General features: G+C 74.8%; 18 protein-coding genes. 8 read left to right on the top strand and 10 right to left on the bottom strand.

Annotated elements, in window-relative coordinates:
- Nucleotides 1–86 precede the first annotated feature (86 nt).
- The 3 genes from ACZ4W5_RS36625 to ACZ4W5_RS36615 form a co-directional block, all read right to left on the bottom strand.
- Nucleotides 87–698 carry a TrmH family RNA methyltransferase gene (locus ACZ4W5_RS36625; RefSeq protein ID WP_465659466.1) on the bottom strand — a complete coding sequence of 204 codons (612 nt, stop codon included), beginning with the start codon at nucleotides 696–698 and terminating at the stop codon, nucleotides 87–89.
- A complete protein-coding gene (locus tag ACZ4W5_RS36620; protein WP_360226516.1) occupies nucleotides 695–1,339 on the bottom strand; it encodes a class I SAM-dependent methyltransferase in 645 nt (214 codons plus the stop codon). The genes ACZ4W5_RS36625 and ACZ4W5_RS36620 overlap by 4 nt, the downstream gene beginning before the upstream one ends.
- A gap of 226 nt (nucleotides 1,340–1,565) precedes the next feature.
- Nucleotides 1,566–2,033, bottom strand: coding sequence for a carboxymuconolactone decarboxylase family protein (locus tag ACZ4W5_RS36615; RefSeq protein ID WP_465659464.1), 468 nt, complete (start codon nucleotides 2,031–2,033; stop codon nucleotides 1,566–1,568).
- A 187-nt stretch (nucleotides 2,034–2,220) separates the two neighbouring features.
- Between ACZ4W5_RS36615 and ACZ4W5_RS36610 the strand changes: the two genes are divergently transcribed.
- Nucleotides 2,221–2,418 carry a hypothetical protein gene (locus ACZ4W5_RS36610; RefSeq protein WP_465659462.1) on the top strand — a complete coding sequence of 66 codons (198 nt, stop codon included), beginning with the start codon at nucleotides 2,221–2,223 and terminating at the stop codon, nucleotides 2,416–2,418.
- A 119-nt stretch (nucleotides 2,419–2,537) separates the two neighbouring features.
- Here the strand turns inward: ACZ4W5_RS36610 and ACZ4W5_RS36605 are convergent, their stop codons facing one another.
- On the bottom strand, nucleotides 2,538–5,126 hold the full coding sequence (locus ACZ4W5_RS36605) for a lysylphosphatidylglycerol synthase transmembrane domain-containing protein (RefSeq protein WP_465659460.1): 2,589 nt from the start codon (nucleotides 5,124–5,126) through the stop codon (nucleotides 2,538–2,540).
- 54 nt (nucleotides 5,127–5,180) lie between these two features.
- On the bottom strand, nucleotides 5,181–5,942 hold the full coding sequence (locus ACZ4W5_RS36600; RefSeq protein ID WP_465659458.1) for an SDR family oxidoreductase: 762 nt from the start codon (nucleotides 5,940–5,942) through the stop codon (nucleotides 5,181–5,183).
- Nucleotides 5,943–6,154: 212 nt separating this feature from the next.
- Between ACZ4W5_RS36600 and ACZ4W5_RS36595 the strand changes: the two genes are divergently transcribed.
- From ACZ4W5_RS36595 to ACZ4W5_RS36580, 4 genes are all read left to right on the top strand, one after another.
- Nucleotides 6,155–7,039: a helix-turn-helix transcriptional regulator gene (locus tag ACZ4W5_RS36595; protein ID WP_465659456.1), complete on the top strand. Its 885-nt coding sequence runs from the start codon at nucleotides 6,155–6,157 to the stop codon at nucleotides 7,037–7,039.
- Nucleotides 7,040–7,089: 50 nt separating this feature from the next.
- Entirely contained in the window at nucleotides 7,090–7,356 is a 267-nt protein-coding gene (locus ACZ4W5_RS36590) for a UBP-type zinc finger domain-containing protein (protein ID WP_360226498.1), read from the top strand.
- A gap of 119 nt (nucleotides 7,357–7,475) precedes the next feature.
- Entirely contained in the window at nucleotides 7,476–7,745 is a 270-nt protein-coding gene (locus tag ACZ4W5_RS36585; RefSeq protein WP_360226495.1) for a hypothetical protein, read from the top strand.
- A 190-nt stretch (nucleotides 7,746–7,935) separates the two neighbouring features.
- Nucleotides 7,936–8,913 carry a sigma-70 family RNA polymerase sigma factor gene (locus tag ACZ4W5_RS36580; RefSeq protein WP_465659453.1) on the top strand — a complete coding sequence of 326 codons (978 nt, stop codon included), beginning with the start codon at nucleotides 7,936–7,938 and terminating at the stop codon, nucleotides 8,911–8,913.
- On the opposite strand, the gene ACZ4W5_RS36575 is transcribed toward ACZ4W5_RS36580, so the two are convergent.
- Nucleotides 8,821–9,201, bottom strand: coding sequence for a hypothetical protein (locus ACZ4W5_RS36575; RefSeq protein WP_465659451.1), 381 nt, complete (start codon nucleotides 9,199–9,201; stop codon nucleotides 8,821–8,823). The genes ACZ4W5_RS36580 and ACZ4W5_RS36575 overlap by 93 nt on opposite strands.
- Nucleotides 9,202–9,400: 199 nt before the next feature.
- Between ACZ4W5_RS36575 and ACZ4W5_RS36570 the strand changes: the two genes are divergently transcribed.
- Entirely contained in the window at nucleotides 9,401–9,892 is a 492-nt protein-coding gene (locus ACZ4W5_RS36570; RefSeq protein ID WP_402488147.1) for an NUDIX domain-containing protein, read from the top strand.
- A gap of 67 nt (nucleotides 9,893–9,959) precedes the next feature.
- Here the strand turns inward: ACZ4W5_RS36570 and ACZ4W5_RS36565 are convergent, their stop codons facing one another.
- The 4 genes from ACZ4W5_RS36565 to ACZ4W5_RS36550 all read right to left on the bottom strand — a co-directional run bounded on the left by ACZ4W5_RS36565 (nucleotide 9,960) and on the right by ACZ4W5_RS36550 (nucleotide 13,473).
- Nucleotides 9,960–10,724, bottom strand: a complete 765-nt coding sequence (locus ACZ4W5_RS36565; RefSeq protein WP_465659450.1) for a Clp protease N-terminal domain-containing protein — start codon at nucleotides 10,722–10,724, stop codon at nucleotides 9,960–9,962.
- A 140-nt stretch (nucleotides 10,725–10,864) separates the two neighbouring features.
- A complete protein-coding gene (locus ACZ4W5_RS36560) occupies nucleotides 10,865–11,602 on the bottom strand; it encodes a tyrosine-protein phosphatase (protein ID WP_465659448.1) in 738 nt (245 codons plus the stop codon).
- A 175-nt stretch (nucleotides 11,603–11,777) separates the two neighbouring features.
- Nucleotides 11,778–12,545: a VC0807 family protein gene (locus ACZ4W5_RS36555; protein ID WP_465659446.1), complete on the bottom strand. Its 768-nt coding sequence runs from the start codon at nucleotides 12,543–12,545 to the stop codon at nucleotides 11,778–11,780.
- 220 nt (nucleotides 12,546–12,765) lie between these two features.
- Entirely contained in the window at nucleotides 12,766–13,473 is a 708-nt protein-coding gene (locus ACZ4W5_RS36550; protein WP_465659445.1) for a hypothetical protein, read from the bottom strand.
- A gap of 378 nt (nucleotides 13,474–13,851) precedes the next feature.
- On the opposite strand from ACZ4W5_RS36550, the gene ACZ4W5_RS36545 reads away from it, so the two are divergent.
- Together ACZ4W5_RS36545 and ACZ4W5_RS36540 are read left to right on the top strand one after the other, a co-directional pair.
- Nucleotides 13,852–14,685 (top strand): RNA polymerase sigma factor, encoded by an 834-nt coding sequence (locus ACZ4W5_RS36545; protein ID WP_465659468.1) that lies wholly within the window; start codon nucleotides 13,852–13,854, stop codon nucleotides 14,683–14,685.
- Nucleotides 14,682–15,734, top strand: coding sequence for a hypothetical protein (locus tag ACZ4W5_RS36540; RefSeq protein ID WP_360226471.1), 1,053 nt, complete (start codon nucleotides 14,682–14,684; stop codon nucleotides 15,732–15,734). Before ACZ4W5_RS36545 ends, ACZ4W5_RS36540 begins: the two co-directional genes overlap by 4 nt.
- Nucleotides 15,735–16,039 lie beyond the last annotated feature (305 nt).

The raw sequence follows: 16,039 nt of genomic DNA, 5'->3' as shown, positions 1-16,039 counted from the left end.
CCGACGAATCGCCTAAAAGACAGCCGGTCGGCGTCGGTCAGTCCGTGAGTCAGACCCGGCGGAGAAGCCACCACACATCCTCACTGTCAGTCCTCATCGCCGAAGTCGCCCCCGAGCTCGTCCCCGAGGTCGCCCCCGAAGTCGCCCCCGGCGTCACTCCCGTCCGGGGTGCCGCTGATCGCGTACCCCTGCCGGCGCGCCTCGTAGCAGGCCACCGTCGCGGCCGCCGAGACGTTCAGCGAGCCGACCCGGCCCAGCTGCGGCACGAACACCACCTGGTCGCAGAGCGCCAGCGCCTCGGGCGTGATCCCGCGGTCCTCGTGCCCCAGCACGAAGGCCACCGCCGGGGTGAGCTCGGCGGCGAACATCGGCACCGCGTCGTCCGCCAGCTCCAGCCCGACCACCTTGAAGCCGTCGGCCTTCGCGGCCGCGACCGCCTCGGCGACGGTCGGGAAGTGCTCCACCTTCAGGTACTTGTCGGTGCCCATCGCGGCCTTCTGCGCGCCGGAGGAGCGCACCGACGGGGTGTCCCCGGTCAGGTACAGCTTCTCGGCGCCCATCGCCGCCCCGGTGCGCACCACCGAACCGACGTTGAACGGCGACTGCAGGTTCTCCAGGATCATCGCGAGCCGGAACTCGTTGCTGCGCCGCCAGGTGCGGTGCAGTCGCTTCAATTCGGTCCCGCGCAGCTGCTTCACGACGTCGTTCCCCGTCCACTCTCGGTGCCCTCGCCCGCTTCCGGGCGGGGCCGCGCTTCCAGAATCCGGAACCCGTTGACCGACGTGACCCGGGAGGTCGGGTAGCCCTGCTCGTTGAGCCACTTCTGCAGCGAGTCCGAGCCCAGGTGCTTCTGCACCACGAGGAACGCCGAGCCGTCCGGGGTCAGCCGGCCGAGCCAGTGGGTCAACAGCCCGCGCAGTTCGGCCTTGCCGATCCGGATCGGCGGGTTGGAGTAGATGGTGGCGAACCGGAGGTCCTCGGGGACCTCGTCCGGCAGCGCGGCCTGGACGTTGCCCAGGCGCAGCGCCTCCGCGTTCAGCCGGACCAGCTCCAGCGCGCGCTCGTTCACGTCCACCGCCCACACCGGGAGCCGCTTGCGGCGGCTCGCCCAGGTCAGCGCGATCGGGCCGTAGCCGCAGCCGACGTCCAGGATCGGGCCGCGGACCCGCGGCTGCGGGGCGTGCTCCAGCAGGACCCGGGTGCCCTGGTCGAGCCGGCCGTGCGAGAACACCCCTGCGTCGGTGGTGAGTTCGAGGGTCAGGTCCGGGAGCGAGACCGTGATCGGCCGGCGCTCGCTGGCGACCTCGGGCGCACTGGAGAAGTAGTGCGAGCCGGACATGGGTTCCCCGTCGTTCGTAAGGGCCGTCGTTGTCAGGCCGTCGTGCGGATGGGCCTCGGGGCCCACCGGGTGGGTGCGGGACGGCCCTGGGTACGGCACCGATCGTACCCCCGGTGGCCTGCGGGGCGTTCCGCGCTGCCCGGCGGGACGGGCCCGCCGGGGCCCCGAACCGGCTCGGGACGGACTGGTCGGGACGGACGGTCGGGACGGCCTCGTCGGAGCGCGGTCAGAGCGTGCCGGGGGTCTTGCGGGTGGCGATGTTGATCCGGTTCCAGGCGTTGATCGTGAAGCAGACCGAGATCAGCTGCGCCAGCTCCGCCTCCGCGAAGTGCGCGGCCGCCCGGGCGTACACCGCGTCCGGGACCCCGGTGCCGATCCGGGTGATCTCCTCGGCCAGCGCCAGCGCGGCCCGCTCGCGCTCGCTGTACACCCCGGCCGGGGCCTCCTGCCAGACCGGCAGCAGGTAGATCCGCTCGTCGGTCTCACCGGCCTTGCGGGCGTCCTTGACGTGCATGTCCAGGCAGTAGGCGCAGTTGTTCAGCTGCGAGGTGCGCATCTGCACCAGCTCCACCAGCGCCGGGTCCAGGCCCTCGCGGGCGGCGGCGTCCAGGGCGATCATCGCGCGGAACACCTTGGGGGCGGTGCGGGCGTAGTCGAGGCGGGTGGGGGCGGCGGTGGTCTCGTTCGTGGTCATGACGACGAGCCTAGGAGTGGAATGAACCCCATACATGGGTCATTCATGCACTGGTTCCATGGGTCAATCGGGGTTCGGACAACACGCCGGAGCGCCCTCGGCGCGTCGCGTCCGCGCGCCCGGCGGCGGATACTGCGAGTACCGCCATCCGGGCCCTGGGAGCCTCCCGACAGTGAGGACGGACGCCATGCCGCAGAATCACGAGGACTACCTGATCGACGAGGCTGCCGAGACCGTCGAGCCCGACGACGAAGCGACCGACGGCGACGAGTACGACGAGGTCGCCGAGCGCCGGGCCGTCGGCGCGGACCCGGCCACCGACCTCGCGGACGCCGCCGAGCAGAGCCGGGTCGTCCAGCTCGACGAGGACGAGTACCGGGAGTAGCGGCAGCGCCTACCAGCCTCTACCGGCGCGTACGAGCCCCTGCCAGCGCGTACGAGCGCGTTCGAGCCCCTACCAGCCCCGACGAGCCCCTACCAGCCCCTACCAGCCCCGACGAGCGCCTACAGCGCCTTGCGCCGCTGCAACCAGGTCATCGCCGCCCAGCCCGGCAGCACCGGCAGGATCAGCGTCAGCAGCCGGAACAGCGCCACCGCCGCCAGCGCCCCGCCCTCCTCCATCGACGCGGTCTGCTGGAGCCCCAGGAGCAGCGCCCCGTCCACCGCGCCGACCCCACCAGGGGTCGGCGCGGCGTTGCCCGCCGCGTTGCCCACCAGGAACACCACCGCCACCGCGGCGAAGGACGGTGCCCGGCCGATCGCGAGGGCGCAGCAGTACAGGCAGGTGATCAGGCAGAGCGACACCAGCAGCTGGCCGGCCACCCCCACCGCCAGCCGGCCCGGGTTGCGCAGCAGGTCCAGCAGCCGCGGCAGCACCTCGGCCGTCAACGGCCGCAGGCGCGCCGCCAGCCACCGCCGGGCGGGCGGGATCGACCAGACCACCACCAGCAGCACGGTCGCCACCACCAGCCCGCAGACCACGGCCGGCAGCGCCGCCAGCTCCGAACCGCCCGGCTGCGCGTCCACCAGGTAGACGAAGGCCCCCAGTTGCAGCAGGTGCAGCACCAGCCCGATCAACTGACCCACCCCGACGCTGGACAGCGCCTGCGCGGTGGGGATGTCCGCCCGCTGCAACAGCCGGGTGTTCAGCGCGATCCCGCCGACGCCCCCGGGCGACACCAGCTTCACGAACGCCCCGGCCACCTGCGCCAGCACCACGTTGCGGAAGTTCAGCCGCTCCGGCACGAACCCGACGAACCCCATCGCCGCCGCCACGTGGCTCAGCCCCGCCGCCAGCACCGCCAGCGCCAGCCACCACGGATCGGCATCGGTCAGCGCCGCGACCGGGTTGTCCTCCACCGCGAAGAACTGCGGGATCAGCAGCACCCCGGCCACCACCCCGCCCGCCACGGCGAACAGGGTCCGCGGCCGCAACCGCTCCAGCCGCACCGGCCGCCCCACCACCTCCGGCCGCCCGCGCGACACCTCCGCCCGGATCTCCTCCAGCAACCCGCCGGCCGTCCCGGCCTGGACACCGGCTCCGGCCACAGCCCCCGCCCCCGCCCCCGCCCCCGGCGTGCTGCCGTCCGGGCGGCGCTTGAGCGCCTGGCGGGTCGAGCGGGCCAGGGCGATCGGTTGCAGGAGGGGCAGTGCGGCGCCCAGGGCGTCGCGGCCCAGGACGGTGGTGGCGGTGCGGACGGCGCGGGCGGCGCCGGCCCGGAGGGCGAGGGTGGTGAGCAGCTGGACGACGTCGCAGTGCAGGACGAGCTCGCTGGCCGCGATGTCGCCGTCGGCGAAGTCGACCAGGTGGACCGCGCCGCCGCCGTCGACCAGCAGCGAGGACGGGACGAGCGCGCGGTGGGCGATCTCGCGGCGCTGGAGCAGGGCGAGCTGGCCCCAGGCGTCGGTGAGGAGCCCGTCGGTGATCTCCTCGTCGTCGAGCTGGTCGAGGGTGCGTCCGGCCAGGTGCTCGTACGCGATCAGGGCGGTGTCGTGGCCGAGGCCCGCCGTGGCGGCGATCCGGCGGGTGCGGACGCCGGCGGCGAGGGCGGCGTAGGTGACCAGGGCCTCGTGCTCCAGCCCGGTGCGCGGTGAGCGCAGGGCGCGCGGGTGCGGGGCGGTGCGCAGGCGCAGGCGGCGCCAGGCGCGCTGGACGGCGGCGGCGGTGACGGCCTGCCGGTCGAGCAGTTGGACGTCGAGTTCGGGCCGGTCGTCGGCCTGCCGGACCCGGTAGTGGTCCGGTCCGGCGGGCAGGGCCTCGACCGGCCGCAGTCCGCTGTCGCGCAGGGCGCGCAGCACTTCGCCGGGCCGGGGCCGCGGGTCCGGGGTGCCGACGGCGTACAGGGTGCCGTGGGCGCCGGTCCAGCCGATGAGCAGCCCGAGCAGCAGGGCGGTGGGGGTGGCGTAGCCGCCGGCCAGTCCGGCGAGGCCGGAGAGCGTGAGGACGGCCCAGGGCAGGCGGCGCTCGCGGCTGGCGGAGGCGGTCATGAAGGCGAGGACGGGCGCCAGGTAGCCGTAGACGGGTTCGGTGTGCGCGAGCGCGTCGGCGGGCAGCCGCTGGGTGAGGGCGGTGAGCAGCGAGGCCGGGGCGAGGTCGTCGGCCCACAGGCCGAGGGCGAGGGTGGCGCCGTACGCGATGACGGCGGCGAGCAGCCCGTCGGAGACCTGTTGGAGGGCGCGCCGCCGGTCGGGGCCGAGCAGGCGGCGGACGGCGAGGCCGACGGGCAGCAGCAGGACGGCGGCGGTGGTGAGTCCGCCGGCCAGGTTCGCCAGTGGCCTGGGCACCAGCGCGGCGGCCTCGGCGACGTCGGCGGCGATGCCGCCGGTGGTGGCGCGGGCGTAGTCGGCGAGCAGCAGGGTGAGCGCGATCGTGATCAGGCCGGTGAGCAGCCGGATCAGGGCGACGGGCTGTCGGACCCGCCCGGCCTCGGACAGCGGGCGGGCCCGTTGTCGCGGGCCTCCCGGCCGGCCGGGTGCGGCCCCGTCGGCATGCCGCTGCCCGGGTATCTCCCCGTCGCCGTCCGGTTGCCCGGCCGGGGTGGTGGTGCCGCCCCCGCCGGTGTCGCCGTTCGTTCTCCCCGTCACGATCGCCACGGGTGGCATGCTCCCATGCCACCCGTGGACCGGGGGCGGGCGGCGGCGCCCCCGTCACGCCTGCCGGGTCGGCAGCACCACCTGGTGGCGCAGGTTGACGTGCCGGGGCCGACTGGCGGTGTAGGCGATGAGGTCCGCGATGTCGTCCGCGCCGAGCGTCGGGATCGCGGCGAACATGCCGCCGAGCTGTTCGCGCAGCGCCGGGTTGTCGATGTGCCCGCGGAGTTCGGTGTCGGTGAGGCCGGGTTCGACGGCGCTGACCCGGACGTCGCGCGGGCCGAACTCGGTGCGCAGGGCGGTGGAGAGCTGGGTGAGCGCGGCCTTGGTGGCGCAGTACACCGCGTAGTCGGGGAAGGAGACGTGCGAGGCGATGGAGGAGACGTTGACCAGGTCGGCGGTGCGGCCGTCGTCGGCGGCGGCGGTGAGGTCGGCGGTGAAGGCGCGGACGATCCGCAGGGCGCCGGTGAGGTTGGTGTCGATCATCCGGGTCCATTCGTCGATTCGTCCGTCGGCGAGCGGGTTGGCCAGCATCACCCCAGCGTTGTTGATCACCAGGTCGACCGGGCCGTAGGCGTCGTGGACGGCCTTCGCGGCGGCGTCGACCGAGGCCTGGTCGGTGATGTCGGCGGTGACGGCGAGGGCCTGCCCGCCGGTCGCGGCGATCTCGGCGGCGAGCGCGTCGATCCGCCCGGTGCGGCGGGCGACCAGGGCGACCCGGGCGCCGTTGGCGGCGAGCAGCCGGGCGGTGGCGGCGCCGATGCCGCTGGCGGCTCCGGTGACGACGGCGGTGCGGGTGGCGAGGGCGGGGTAGCTCATCGGGGACTCCTGGAGGGGCCGGGACTGGCTGACGTCGACCACTCTGCGGCGCCGCCGCACGCCTACCCAGGGCCACGTTCTTCCCGGGTTGGCGCTTCCCGGGTAGGGGCTTCCCGGGTCCGCGCTTCCCGGGTGGGGACTTCCCGGGAACTCCCAACCCGGGAAAGGCAGTACCACCCTCGGGCCGCCGCCGCGGGGCTACCCTGCCTGGCATGGAGAACACCCTGGGGGACTTCCTCCGCTCGCGCCGGGCCCGGATCCAGCCGGAGGAGGTGGGCCTGCCCGCGCACGGCCGCCGCCGGGTGCAAGGCCTGCGCAGGGAGGAGGTGGCGCAGCTCGCCGGGGTCAGCGTGGACTACTACGTCCGGCTGGAGCAGGGCCGCGGCGGCAGTGCCTCGGACGCGGTGCTGGACGCACTGGCCCGGGTGCTGCGGCTGGACGAGGTGGAGGCGGCGTACCTGCGGTCGCTGAACCGTCCGCCGAAGTCCGGGGCCGTTCCGGTGCGGGTGGACCGGCGGGTCCGTCCGGGGGTACGGCTGCTGCTGGACCTGATGCCCGGGGTGCCGGCCTTCGTGCTGGGCCGCCGGATGGAGGTGCTGGCCTGGAACACGCTGGGTGACGCCGTGAACGGCTTCTCCGAGCGGGCGACCCGGACCCCGGGCACGCCGCCCAACCAGGCCCGGGACGGCTTCCTCGACCCCGCCGCCCGGACCTTCTACCGCCAGTGGGAGGCCGTCGCCCTGGAGACCGTCGCCCAGCTGCGCCGGGACGCCGGACTGCACCCGGACGATCCGGCGCTGGCCGCGCTGGTGGGCGAACTCTCGATGCGCAGCGAGGAGTTCCGCCGGCTCTGGGCGGACCACCAGGTGTTGGGGAAGACCGGCGGGGTGAAGCTGCTGCGGCACCCGCTGGTCGGCGACCTGGACTTCGGCTACGAGACCCTGACCGTCAACGGCTCGCCGGACCAGACGCTGGTCACCTTCACCGCCCCGCCGGGCTCGCCGACCGCCCAGAAGCTGGCCCTGCTGGCCAGTTGGACGGCCACCGGCCAGGCTCCGGAGGCCGCGGAGCGCGCGGAGTCCGCGGACGGGGCCTGAGCGGGAGTGCTGAGCGGGCGGCCCGGCCGGAGCCGTCATAGCCTTCCAACATGACCGCCTGCGAAGACCTCGCCATGGCGCCCAGGGACATCGAGCCCGCGCCGCCCACCGACGGCTGCGCGGACTGCTTGGCCCAGGGCAGCCGGGACTGGGTGCACCTGCGGGTCTGCCTGGACTGCGGTCACATCGGCTGCTGCGACAACTCGCCGCAGCGGCACGCCACCGCGCACTTCCACAACTCCTCCCACCCGGTGATCCGTTCCTACGAACCGGGGGAGGACTGGCGCTGGTGCTACGTCCACGAGGTCATGGGCTGAGCCGGCCCCGACCGCTCCGGTGGCACCGGCCCGCCGACCGGATAAAATCCGGACATAACACCCGCGCGGCCCCTCGGTCCGGCACCCGTCCGGCCGCGGCCGCCGAAGGGAGGCCGACGATGACCAAGCGAACCGCGGGCAGCACCGCCCAGCTCCGCAAGGGCACCCAGGAACTGCTGGAACGCCGGGGCATGGCGACCATGCCCGGCCGGCTCGGGCCGAAGCCCGCCTTCGGCGCGCTGTCCGCCGCCGCCGGGAACCCGACCGGCGACCTCTTCCGCCACGGCGGGCGGGACGCGGCCTCCGCGATGCCGCACGCCGCCCCGGCGATGCACGCGGAACTCAAGGGACACCGCCACCGCGGCGCCGAGAAGCACTCGGCGCACTGAGCGACTCCTGCTGGGCGATCCCCACTGAGCGATCCCTGCTGGGCGACTCCCGCCGGGCGATCCGACCCGAGCGCCCTGCTCTGCGACGCACCCCGCTGACCGGCCGACTGTCAGCGGGGTGCGCTACGTTCGACCCGTTCACCAGTACGCGGCGGGGCGAACGGAACGCACAGGACGACGGGGGCGCACCATGACCGACGTGACCACGGAGGAGCCGGTCGAGTTCCAACTGGAACGCCACCGCACCGAACTCACCGGCTACTGCTACCGCATGCTCGGCTCGGTCTTCGAGGCCGAGGACGCGGTGCAGGAGACGATGGTCCGCGCCTGGCGCGGGCACCGGGGCTTCGAGGGCCGGGCAGCGCTGCGCTCCTGGCTGTACCGGATCGCCACCAACGTCTGTCTGGACGCGCTGAACGGCCGCAAGGCCCGGGCCCGTCCGATGGACCTCGCCGGTCCGGTGACGGTGGCCACCGCGAGCGACACCCAGTTGCCCGAGGTGACGTGGATCGGCCCCGCGCCGGACGGCCGGGTGCTCCCCGAGACGGGGGACCCAGCGGAGGTGGCCGCCCAACGCGAGTCGGTGAAGCTGGCCTTCGTCGCGGCGCTGCAGCGCCTCGCGCCCCGGCAGCGGGCGGTGCTGATCCTGCGCGAGGTGCTGGGCTGGAGGGCCGCCGAGGTCGCCGAACTGCTCGGCGTCACGGTCGCCTCGGTCAACAGCGCGTTGCAGCGGGCCCGCGCGGTGCTCGCCGTGGACGCCTCCGCCGCCCGCCCGGCCGTCGCACTGGACGAGGCGCACCGCGCCCTGCTGGAGCGCTACGTCCGCGCCTTCGAGGCGTACGACATGGACGGCCTGGCCGCGCTGCTGCACGAGGACGTCACGCTCAACATGCCGCCGTACTCGATGTGGCTGCGCGGGATGGCGGAGATCCGGGCCTGGATGCTGGGCCCGGGGCAGGGCTGCCGGGGTTCCCGGCTGCTCCCGGTGACGGCCAACGGCGGCCCGGCCCTCGCCCAGTACCGGCCGAGCCCGGCGGGCGGGTACGAGCCGTGGGCGCTGATCGTGCCGGAGGTGTCAGAGGGCCGGATCACCGGGCTCACCAACTTCCTGGACACCGACGTGCTCTTCCCGCTGTTCGGCCTCCCGGCCCGGCTCCCCGCCGAGTAGGCCCGCCGGTGCCTCGCCGCCCAGTGGGTCGACCGAGCCCAGCGGATCGATCCTGCCCAGCGGGTCGAGCGAGCCCAGCGGGTCGACCGCGCCCGGCAGCAGCGCCGCGAGCCCGCTGAACGCCAGCAGTTCGCGCAGCGGGCCGGCGGTGTTCAGCAGCACCATGCCCACCCGGTGCCGAGCGGCCGCCAGCCGCAGCCGGGCCAGGGCGTCGACGACGGCCAGGTCGGGGGCGGTCAGGGCGCCCAGGTCGCAGGTCAGTACGGCTTCGTTCGCGATGCTCTCCATGCAGGTTGGACCGCCCGCGGGCGCCGGACTCATCGCTCCGGTCCACCGGGGGTGTCAGCACCACCGGACGGCAGAGCCGGGGCGGTGGCAGAACCAGGCCGGTGGCAGAGCCGGGCCAGTGGCTGAGCCGGGCCAGTGGCAGAGTGGGGCCACTGGCAAAGTGGGGGCAACCGAACCGCCCTGCCCCAGGAGGAACACCGTGACGGCTGAGCCCTTGAGATCCCGCGAGGAGTGGCTGGCCTCCCTGCCCCGGATCTACGCGGCGGCGGGCTGCCTGCTGCGCGACGCGTCGGGCCGGATCCTGATCGTGAAGGCCGGGTACCGCGAGCACTGGCAGTTCCCCGGCGGGACGATCGACCTCGGGGAGGGCCCGGTCGAGTGCGCCGCGCGGGAGTTGGAGGAGGAGACCGGCATCGTCAAGGAGGCCGGTGAGCTGCTGGCCATCTCCTGGACCCACCCCTCGGGCGAACTCGACCACCCGGCCCAGCACTTCCTGTTCGACTTCGGCACCGTCCCGGACGGCACCCCCGTGACCGTCCCGGCCGGCGAGCTGGACACCCACCGCTGGGCCCCGATCGACGAGGCCCTGGAGCTGCTCGGCCCGGCCCGTTCGGCCCGGCTGCGGGCGGCCCTGGAGGCGGCTGCCGACGGCCGGGTCCGGATCGTCACGACCCACATCTCCGGCTTCTAGGCCGGATCACCGAAGTGCCGTGCCCCGGGCGGGAGTTCCCTCTCGGGGCACGGCAGGTGGGCAGGCCTCACTGCTGCTCGGGCGCGGCATCCCGGGCGGCGATCAGGGCGGCGACGGCCTCCGAGACGAAGGTCTCCGCCTCGGTCTTGTCCACGTTCAGCCCGGCGAGCACGCCCTCCCCGTTCTCCAACTCCAGCAGGGCGAGCAGGATGTGCTCGGTGCCGACGTAGTTGTGCCCGAGCTTGAGCGCCTCCCGGAAGGTCAGCTCGACGGCCTTCTTGCCCTGCACCGAGTACGGGATCAGCGCGGGCACCTGCTGCTCGACGGCGGTCGGCAGCACGGCGGTGGTCGCCGTCCGGACGGCCTCCGGGGTGACGCCCTGGGCGAGGAGCGCCTTGAGCCCGATGCCCTCGGGCTCGGCGAGCAGGCCGAGCAGGATGTGCTCGGGGCCGATCTCGGGGTTGTTGGCCCGGCGGGCCTCCTCCTGCGAGGCCACCACGACCTTGCGGGCCCGGGGCGTGAACCGGGAGAAGCCCTGGCTGGGGTCGAGGTCGAGGTCGGCCGGGCTGCCCGGGCCCTTGGAGACGAAGCGCTTCTGGGCGGCCTGCTTGCTGACGCCCATGCTGCGGCCGATGTCGGTCCAGGAGGCGCCGGAGCGGCGGGCCTGGTCGACGAAGTGGCCGATGAGGTGGTCGGCGAGGTCGCCGAGGTGGTCGGCGGCGATGACCGCGTCGGAGAGCTGGTCGAGCGCGTCGGTGTGGACCTTCTTGATCGCGGCGATCAGGTCGTCGAGGCGCAGCGGAGTGGTGTTGGGAACAACGGGATTCTCCATGCGTCAACCGTAGGTTGTCGATCCGAGGATCGTCAACCATCGGTTGACGCTTACTTCTGGGTAGCTTGCGTTCGCCCTCCGTCGAACGTCCCCGCCTTCCCCGACTCTGCTCCCTGGCTCCGCTTCCTGGCCCCTCGCCCCTATGCGGCGGGCAGCAGTCGGGCCCGGACGGCGGCGACCTGGGCGGGCGTGACTCCCGCCGCGAGCAGGTACCCCGCCGGGTCCAGCCCGTCCAGCGCGGCGGCCAGGGCGGCCTCGGCGGTGGTTCCGGCCTCGGCCAGCGCGGCGTCGATCCGGCGGTACGGGTCCGGCAGGCCGAGCATCCCGTACAGCGGGCGGACGTTGGGGCCGCTCAGCAGGTAGTCCTCGGCGATCGCGGCCCGGTCGACCCCGGCCAGGGAGAGCAGCAGCAGGGCGGCCAGGCCGGTGCGGTCGCGCCCGGCGCCGCAGTGCACCACCAGGCCGCCGGGGCGGGCGTCGGCGATCGCGGTGATCAGCGCGGCGGCGGCGTGCGGGCAGTGCTCCAGGTAGGGGCGGAAGGCCAACGGGGTGCCGTCCAGTCGGCCGTGGTCCGCCCACCAGGCGAGGCCGGCCAGTTCGTCCAGCGGGACGCGGACCAGGTCTATGCCGTCGGGGAGCGGGAGGAGCGGCTTGTACTCCTCGGCGTTGCGCAGGTCGACCACGGTGCGGACACCGTGGTCGAGGAGGGCGTCCCAGCCCTCGCGGGTCAGCCGGTCCAGGTTGTCGGCCCGGACTATCGCGCCGCGGGCGGTCGGGCGGCCGGAGGCGGTGGGGAGTCCGCCCAGGTCACGGACGTTCAGGCAGCCGTCCCAGACGAGGGTGCGGTCCTCGGTGGTGGTCAGTGCGTCGGTCCGCATGTGGGGCTCCCCGGGTTGTCGTCTCGGGGGATCCCGTTATCCCCTCGTTATATGACTCCCGGGAGATCCCATTGGTTCCTGATCGTTCGAACTGTCGGCACCGGCAGGTCGTACGGCGTACCGACGGTGCAGCGATGGCGTACCGACGGCGTGCCGACGGTTTACCGATGGGGGATCAGGCCGCGGTCGGGGCCTCGGTCTCGGCGGCGACCAGCTTCTCGATCGGCTCGACCGCGATCTGGCCGAGCATCGAACCGGCCACGATCGCGCCGATCAGGAACACGGTGGACAGCCAGGCCATGGTCGACACCGGCAGGGTGAAGGCGCCGACCACCCGGGCCGCGCACTCGGCCAGCAGCGCGGTGCCCCAGATGCCGGCGAACACCCGCTCGTGGCGACGGAAGGCCCGCGAGGCCGCCGCCCGGCCCTCGACCAGCCGCTGCCAGGCGGCAGCCCGGTCCTGCTTGCCCTTGGTGACGAAGGGCATCAGCATCGGGGTCATCACCGGCTTGCCGACCACCGCGGAGACCAGGATCGCCACGGCCACGGTGCCGCTCAGCCCGCCGTCCTTGGCGATCATCATCCGGGCGTCGCCGCTGACGAAGGTGAGCGCCAGGCCCGCCAGGTTGACCGCCAGCATCAGCGCGGCCCACAGGTTGACCTGACGCTCACGCAGCAGGCCGAGGGCGGTCCGGCCGGCCGGGAAGACGCTGCTCCAGGCCAGCGCGGCGAACTCGCTGAGGCCGCAGACCGAGTGCAGCAGGTAGTACCCCACCAGCGGGGCGGCCACGTCGAGGACCAGCGGACGCAACCCCGCGACCACCGGGTTCGGCGCCGAGGCGCCGGCCTCGTCCATGGCAGGAGCGGTGGCGGCGGCGACGGCGGTGACGGCGGCGGTGGTGGTGGGAACGGTGCCGGCGGCGCTGACGGTCTGGCTGCTCATGGTGGGTTCCTCCCCGACTGGTGGCCGCGGGCCGCTGCCCGCGTCGTGCCTCCAGTCTTTCCGCCGGACCCTCCGTCAGAGCAGTGCCGTCCGTTGCCGGATCCGCATGACAGGTGTCATGGCGCTGCCCGTGACACCCCCGCCGACCTGCACGGATCCACGCGGACCCACGCGGATCTACGCGGACCTGAGCGGACCCGAGCGGACCCGAGCTGTGGACCTACGTGAAGGTCCACAGCTCCCGGCCGAGCGTGTCCAGGCACCGCACCGTCCGGAACCGTTCGTCCCCGGCGGACAGGAAACCCTGCGCGGCCCCGGCCAGCACCGTCCGGGCGACCCCGTCGCCCCGGGTCCAGGCGCCGGTCAGCACCAGCGCCCCGTCGGCCAGCTCGGCCCGCTGCACCCGGGCCACCGAGGCGGTCAGCAGTGCGGCGTTGACGTCCTTCAGCTCGGCGGGGGAGAGGTAGGGCCCGACGGCGGGGGAGAGGTCCGCCGCGGCCCGGCGCCGCAGCTCCGGCAGGCCGTAGTCGCGGACGGCGGCGACGGCGTCGTCCAGCGGCAGCTGCCAGCGCGGCCCGGGCAGCACCTCCCACCAGACGTCCTCGCCGACCGGCAGCACCTCGCCGATCCGGGCCCGCCAGACCTCGACGCCGTGGGCGCCGTCCGGGGCCGGGGCCGGGGCCGCGTCAGGCTGCGCCCCGTCGGTCCCGCCGCCTCCGCCGCCTCCGTCGCCCCGGCGGACCACCCGGAGCCCGAAGGTGAAGGCGACCCGGTCGGCGGCCGGGCGCTCGACCAGCTCGACCAGCAACCGGTGGGTGTCGTCCGACAGGACGAAGGCCCGCTGCCGACCGGTGAGGCCCAGGGCGCGCAGGGCGGGCGCGAGGTGTTCGCGCAGTCCCGTCGTGTGGAGCTCGTGGGCAGTCATCATCGCGGTCTTTCCCTGCTGGTCGTGCGGTCGTCCCGGCCCCGCTCCGGCCGGGGACAGCCCGGAAGCGCCCGCCCGAACGGGTCCGGGCGGGCGTCGGAAGAACGGGCGCGGCGGGGTCACGGGGTCACGGCGAGGGGCCGGGCGCGGCGGCGGGCCCGGCGTCCGGGGCACGGTCGGTGCCCGGGATCGATTCGCCTACCGACAAGGTAGGCGCGGGCGGTGTCCCGGGGCTGCGGGCGAACGGCAGCCGTCTGCGGGACCTTGGCCCCGGACCTTGGCCCCGGACCTCGGCCCCGGACCTTGGCCGTCCGGCCTCGTCCGGCCTCGTCGGGCCCGGTCCTTCGACCGGAGCCGACCCGTTCGCCCGGATGGCGCATGATGTGGCGGGTGCAGAGTGCAGAACACCCCGGAGCGGGCACCGGCCGCCCCCTCGGCCGGTCCGGACCCGTACCCTCCGTCGGCCCACCATCGGGCGGGGGCCCCGCTCCCACCGACCTGACCGAGGCGGTCCGCGCCGCACAGGAGGGGGACGAGGAGGCGTTCCGGCTGCTGTTCCGGACCGTCCAGCCGGGCCTGCTGCGCTACCTGAGGGTGCTCGTCGGCGGCCGGCCCGAGGACGTCCAGGACGCCGAGGACATCGCCTCCGAGGCCTGGCTCCAGATCGCCCGCGACCTGCGCGGCTTCTCCGGCGACGGCGACGGCTTCCGCGGCTGGGCCGCCACCGTCGCGCGCAACCGGGCGATGGACCACCTGCGCGCCCGGCGCCGCCGCCCGGTCGCCGACCTGCCGTACGAGTACCTGGCCGAACTGGCCGCCGGGGACGACACCGCCCGTACGGCCCTCGCCACCGTCGGCACCGCCGACGCGCTGGCCCTGATCTCCCGGCTGCCGCGCGACCAGGCCGAGGCGGTGCTGCTGAGAGTGGTCATGGAACTGGACGCCGAGAGCGCCGCACAGGTGCTCGGCAAGCGGGCCGGCAGCGTCCGGATGGCCGCCCACCGGGGGCTGCGCCGACTGGCCAAGCTGCTGGAGCAGCCCTTCGCCTCCGGGGCCGGTATCCCGGCCGCCCGCCGGGCCGAACCGGCGGGCGCGGAACGGTCGCCGGCCCGGGCGCGGGAGTCCGCGGGGCAACCTGCCGTGGAACCCACGAAAAAAACTTCTCCGCAGGGTGTGACAGAACGCCGGGCCGCGACGCTGAAGGACATGAGATGAGCACCAACCGATCCCGTCGGATCGACCGTGATGCCGCCGAGCACCTGCTCGGCGGTGCCGTGGGCGCCCCGTCGGCCGGGCAGGACGCCTCGCTCACCGGACCGGACGGTCCCGGGCAGCTCGCCCGGGTGCTGGCCGCGGCCGCCGCCCCGGCGACGGCCGCCGAACTGGCCGGGGAGGAGGCCGCCCTGGCCGCGTTCCGGGAGGCGAGTCTCACGCCCGACCCCGTAGTCACACCCGTCCGGAGACGATCGATGGCAACCGCCGCGCTGGCCAGGGCCTTCAGCACGAAGGCCGCTGCCGCCGTGCTCGGCGCCACCGCGCTGTGCGGGGTCGCGGTCGCCGCCGGCACCGGCAACCTGCCGTCCCCCCTGAGCGGCGGCACGTCCGAACCCGAGCACGCGGTCGCCGCCCCGGGCGGCCCGTCCGGTTCCCCGCCCGGCAGCTCCACCGGATCCGGCTCCGGCTCCGCCTCCCCGGGCGGAACCAGCCGGCCGTCCATCGGCGCCTTCGCGGACCCGCACCGCACCGTCCCGGCCGACCCCGCCTCGCCCGGCGGCCCCACGGCCGGTGAACACCCCGGGCACCCCGCCCCGCCCGCCGCACTGCTCCCGCTCTGCCAGCGCTTCGCGGACCGTACGGGCAAGGGTGAACGCCCCGACAAGCTGGCCACCGACCCGGTCTTCGGCCCGCTGATCGCGGCGGCCGGCGGAGCGGACCAGGTCCAGGGCTACTGCGAGGGCGCCCCCGGTCACCAGGACGGCGATCACCAGGACGGCGACCACCAGGGCACCGGCCCGCAGCCGAGCCCCTCCGGCGCCGGCAAGGGCGACGGCAAGGGAAGCGGCACCACCGACGGCAAGGGCAACGCCAACGGCAAGGGCAACGGGAACGGCAACGGCAACGAGGACACCAACGGCAGCGGCGACGGCAAGGCCAAGCCCGGCAAGGGCACCCCGATCCCGCCCCCGCCGAACCTCCCGACCCCGCCGGACAGCCGTCCGGGCAGGACCGGCCCCTCCGAGGACGGGCAGTCCACCCGGAGATGACCCCCAGAACTCCGGATGGGCAGCGAGCGACTCCCCCCGGGCTCGCCGCCCATCCGGACCGCACCACCCGCAGTACGCACAACCACCCGAAGACCCCGGGTGGCCGGTCGGCTCCCCCGTGCCCACCGTCCACCCGGCCGGCCCCGGCCGGCCCGGCAGGCGCTCTCCCCGGACGCGCCTCCGGCCCGGCCGGCCCGGAACGTGCGGCCCGCCCTCCCCCCCCCGAGGGGGGGGGGAGCCCACGGCAGGTGGGGGGGGGGGAGGCGGCCCGCCCTCCTCCTGCCACTCCCCCCCCCCCCCAGCCA

The organism is Kitasatospora sp. NPDC029367 (assembly GCF_055569135.1).
This window is presented reverse-complemented; position numbering and strand designations above follow the sequence as displayed.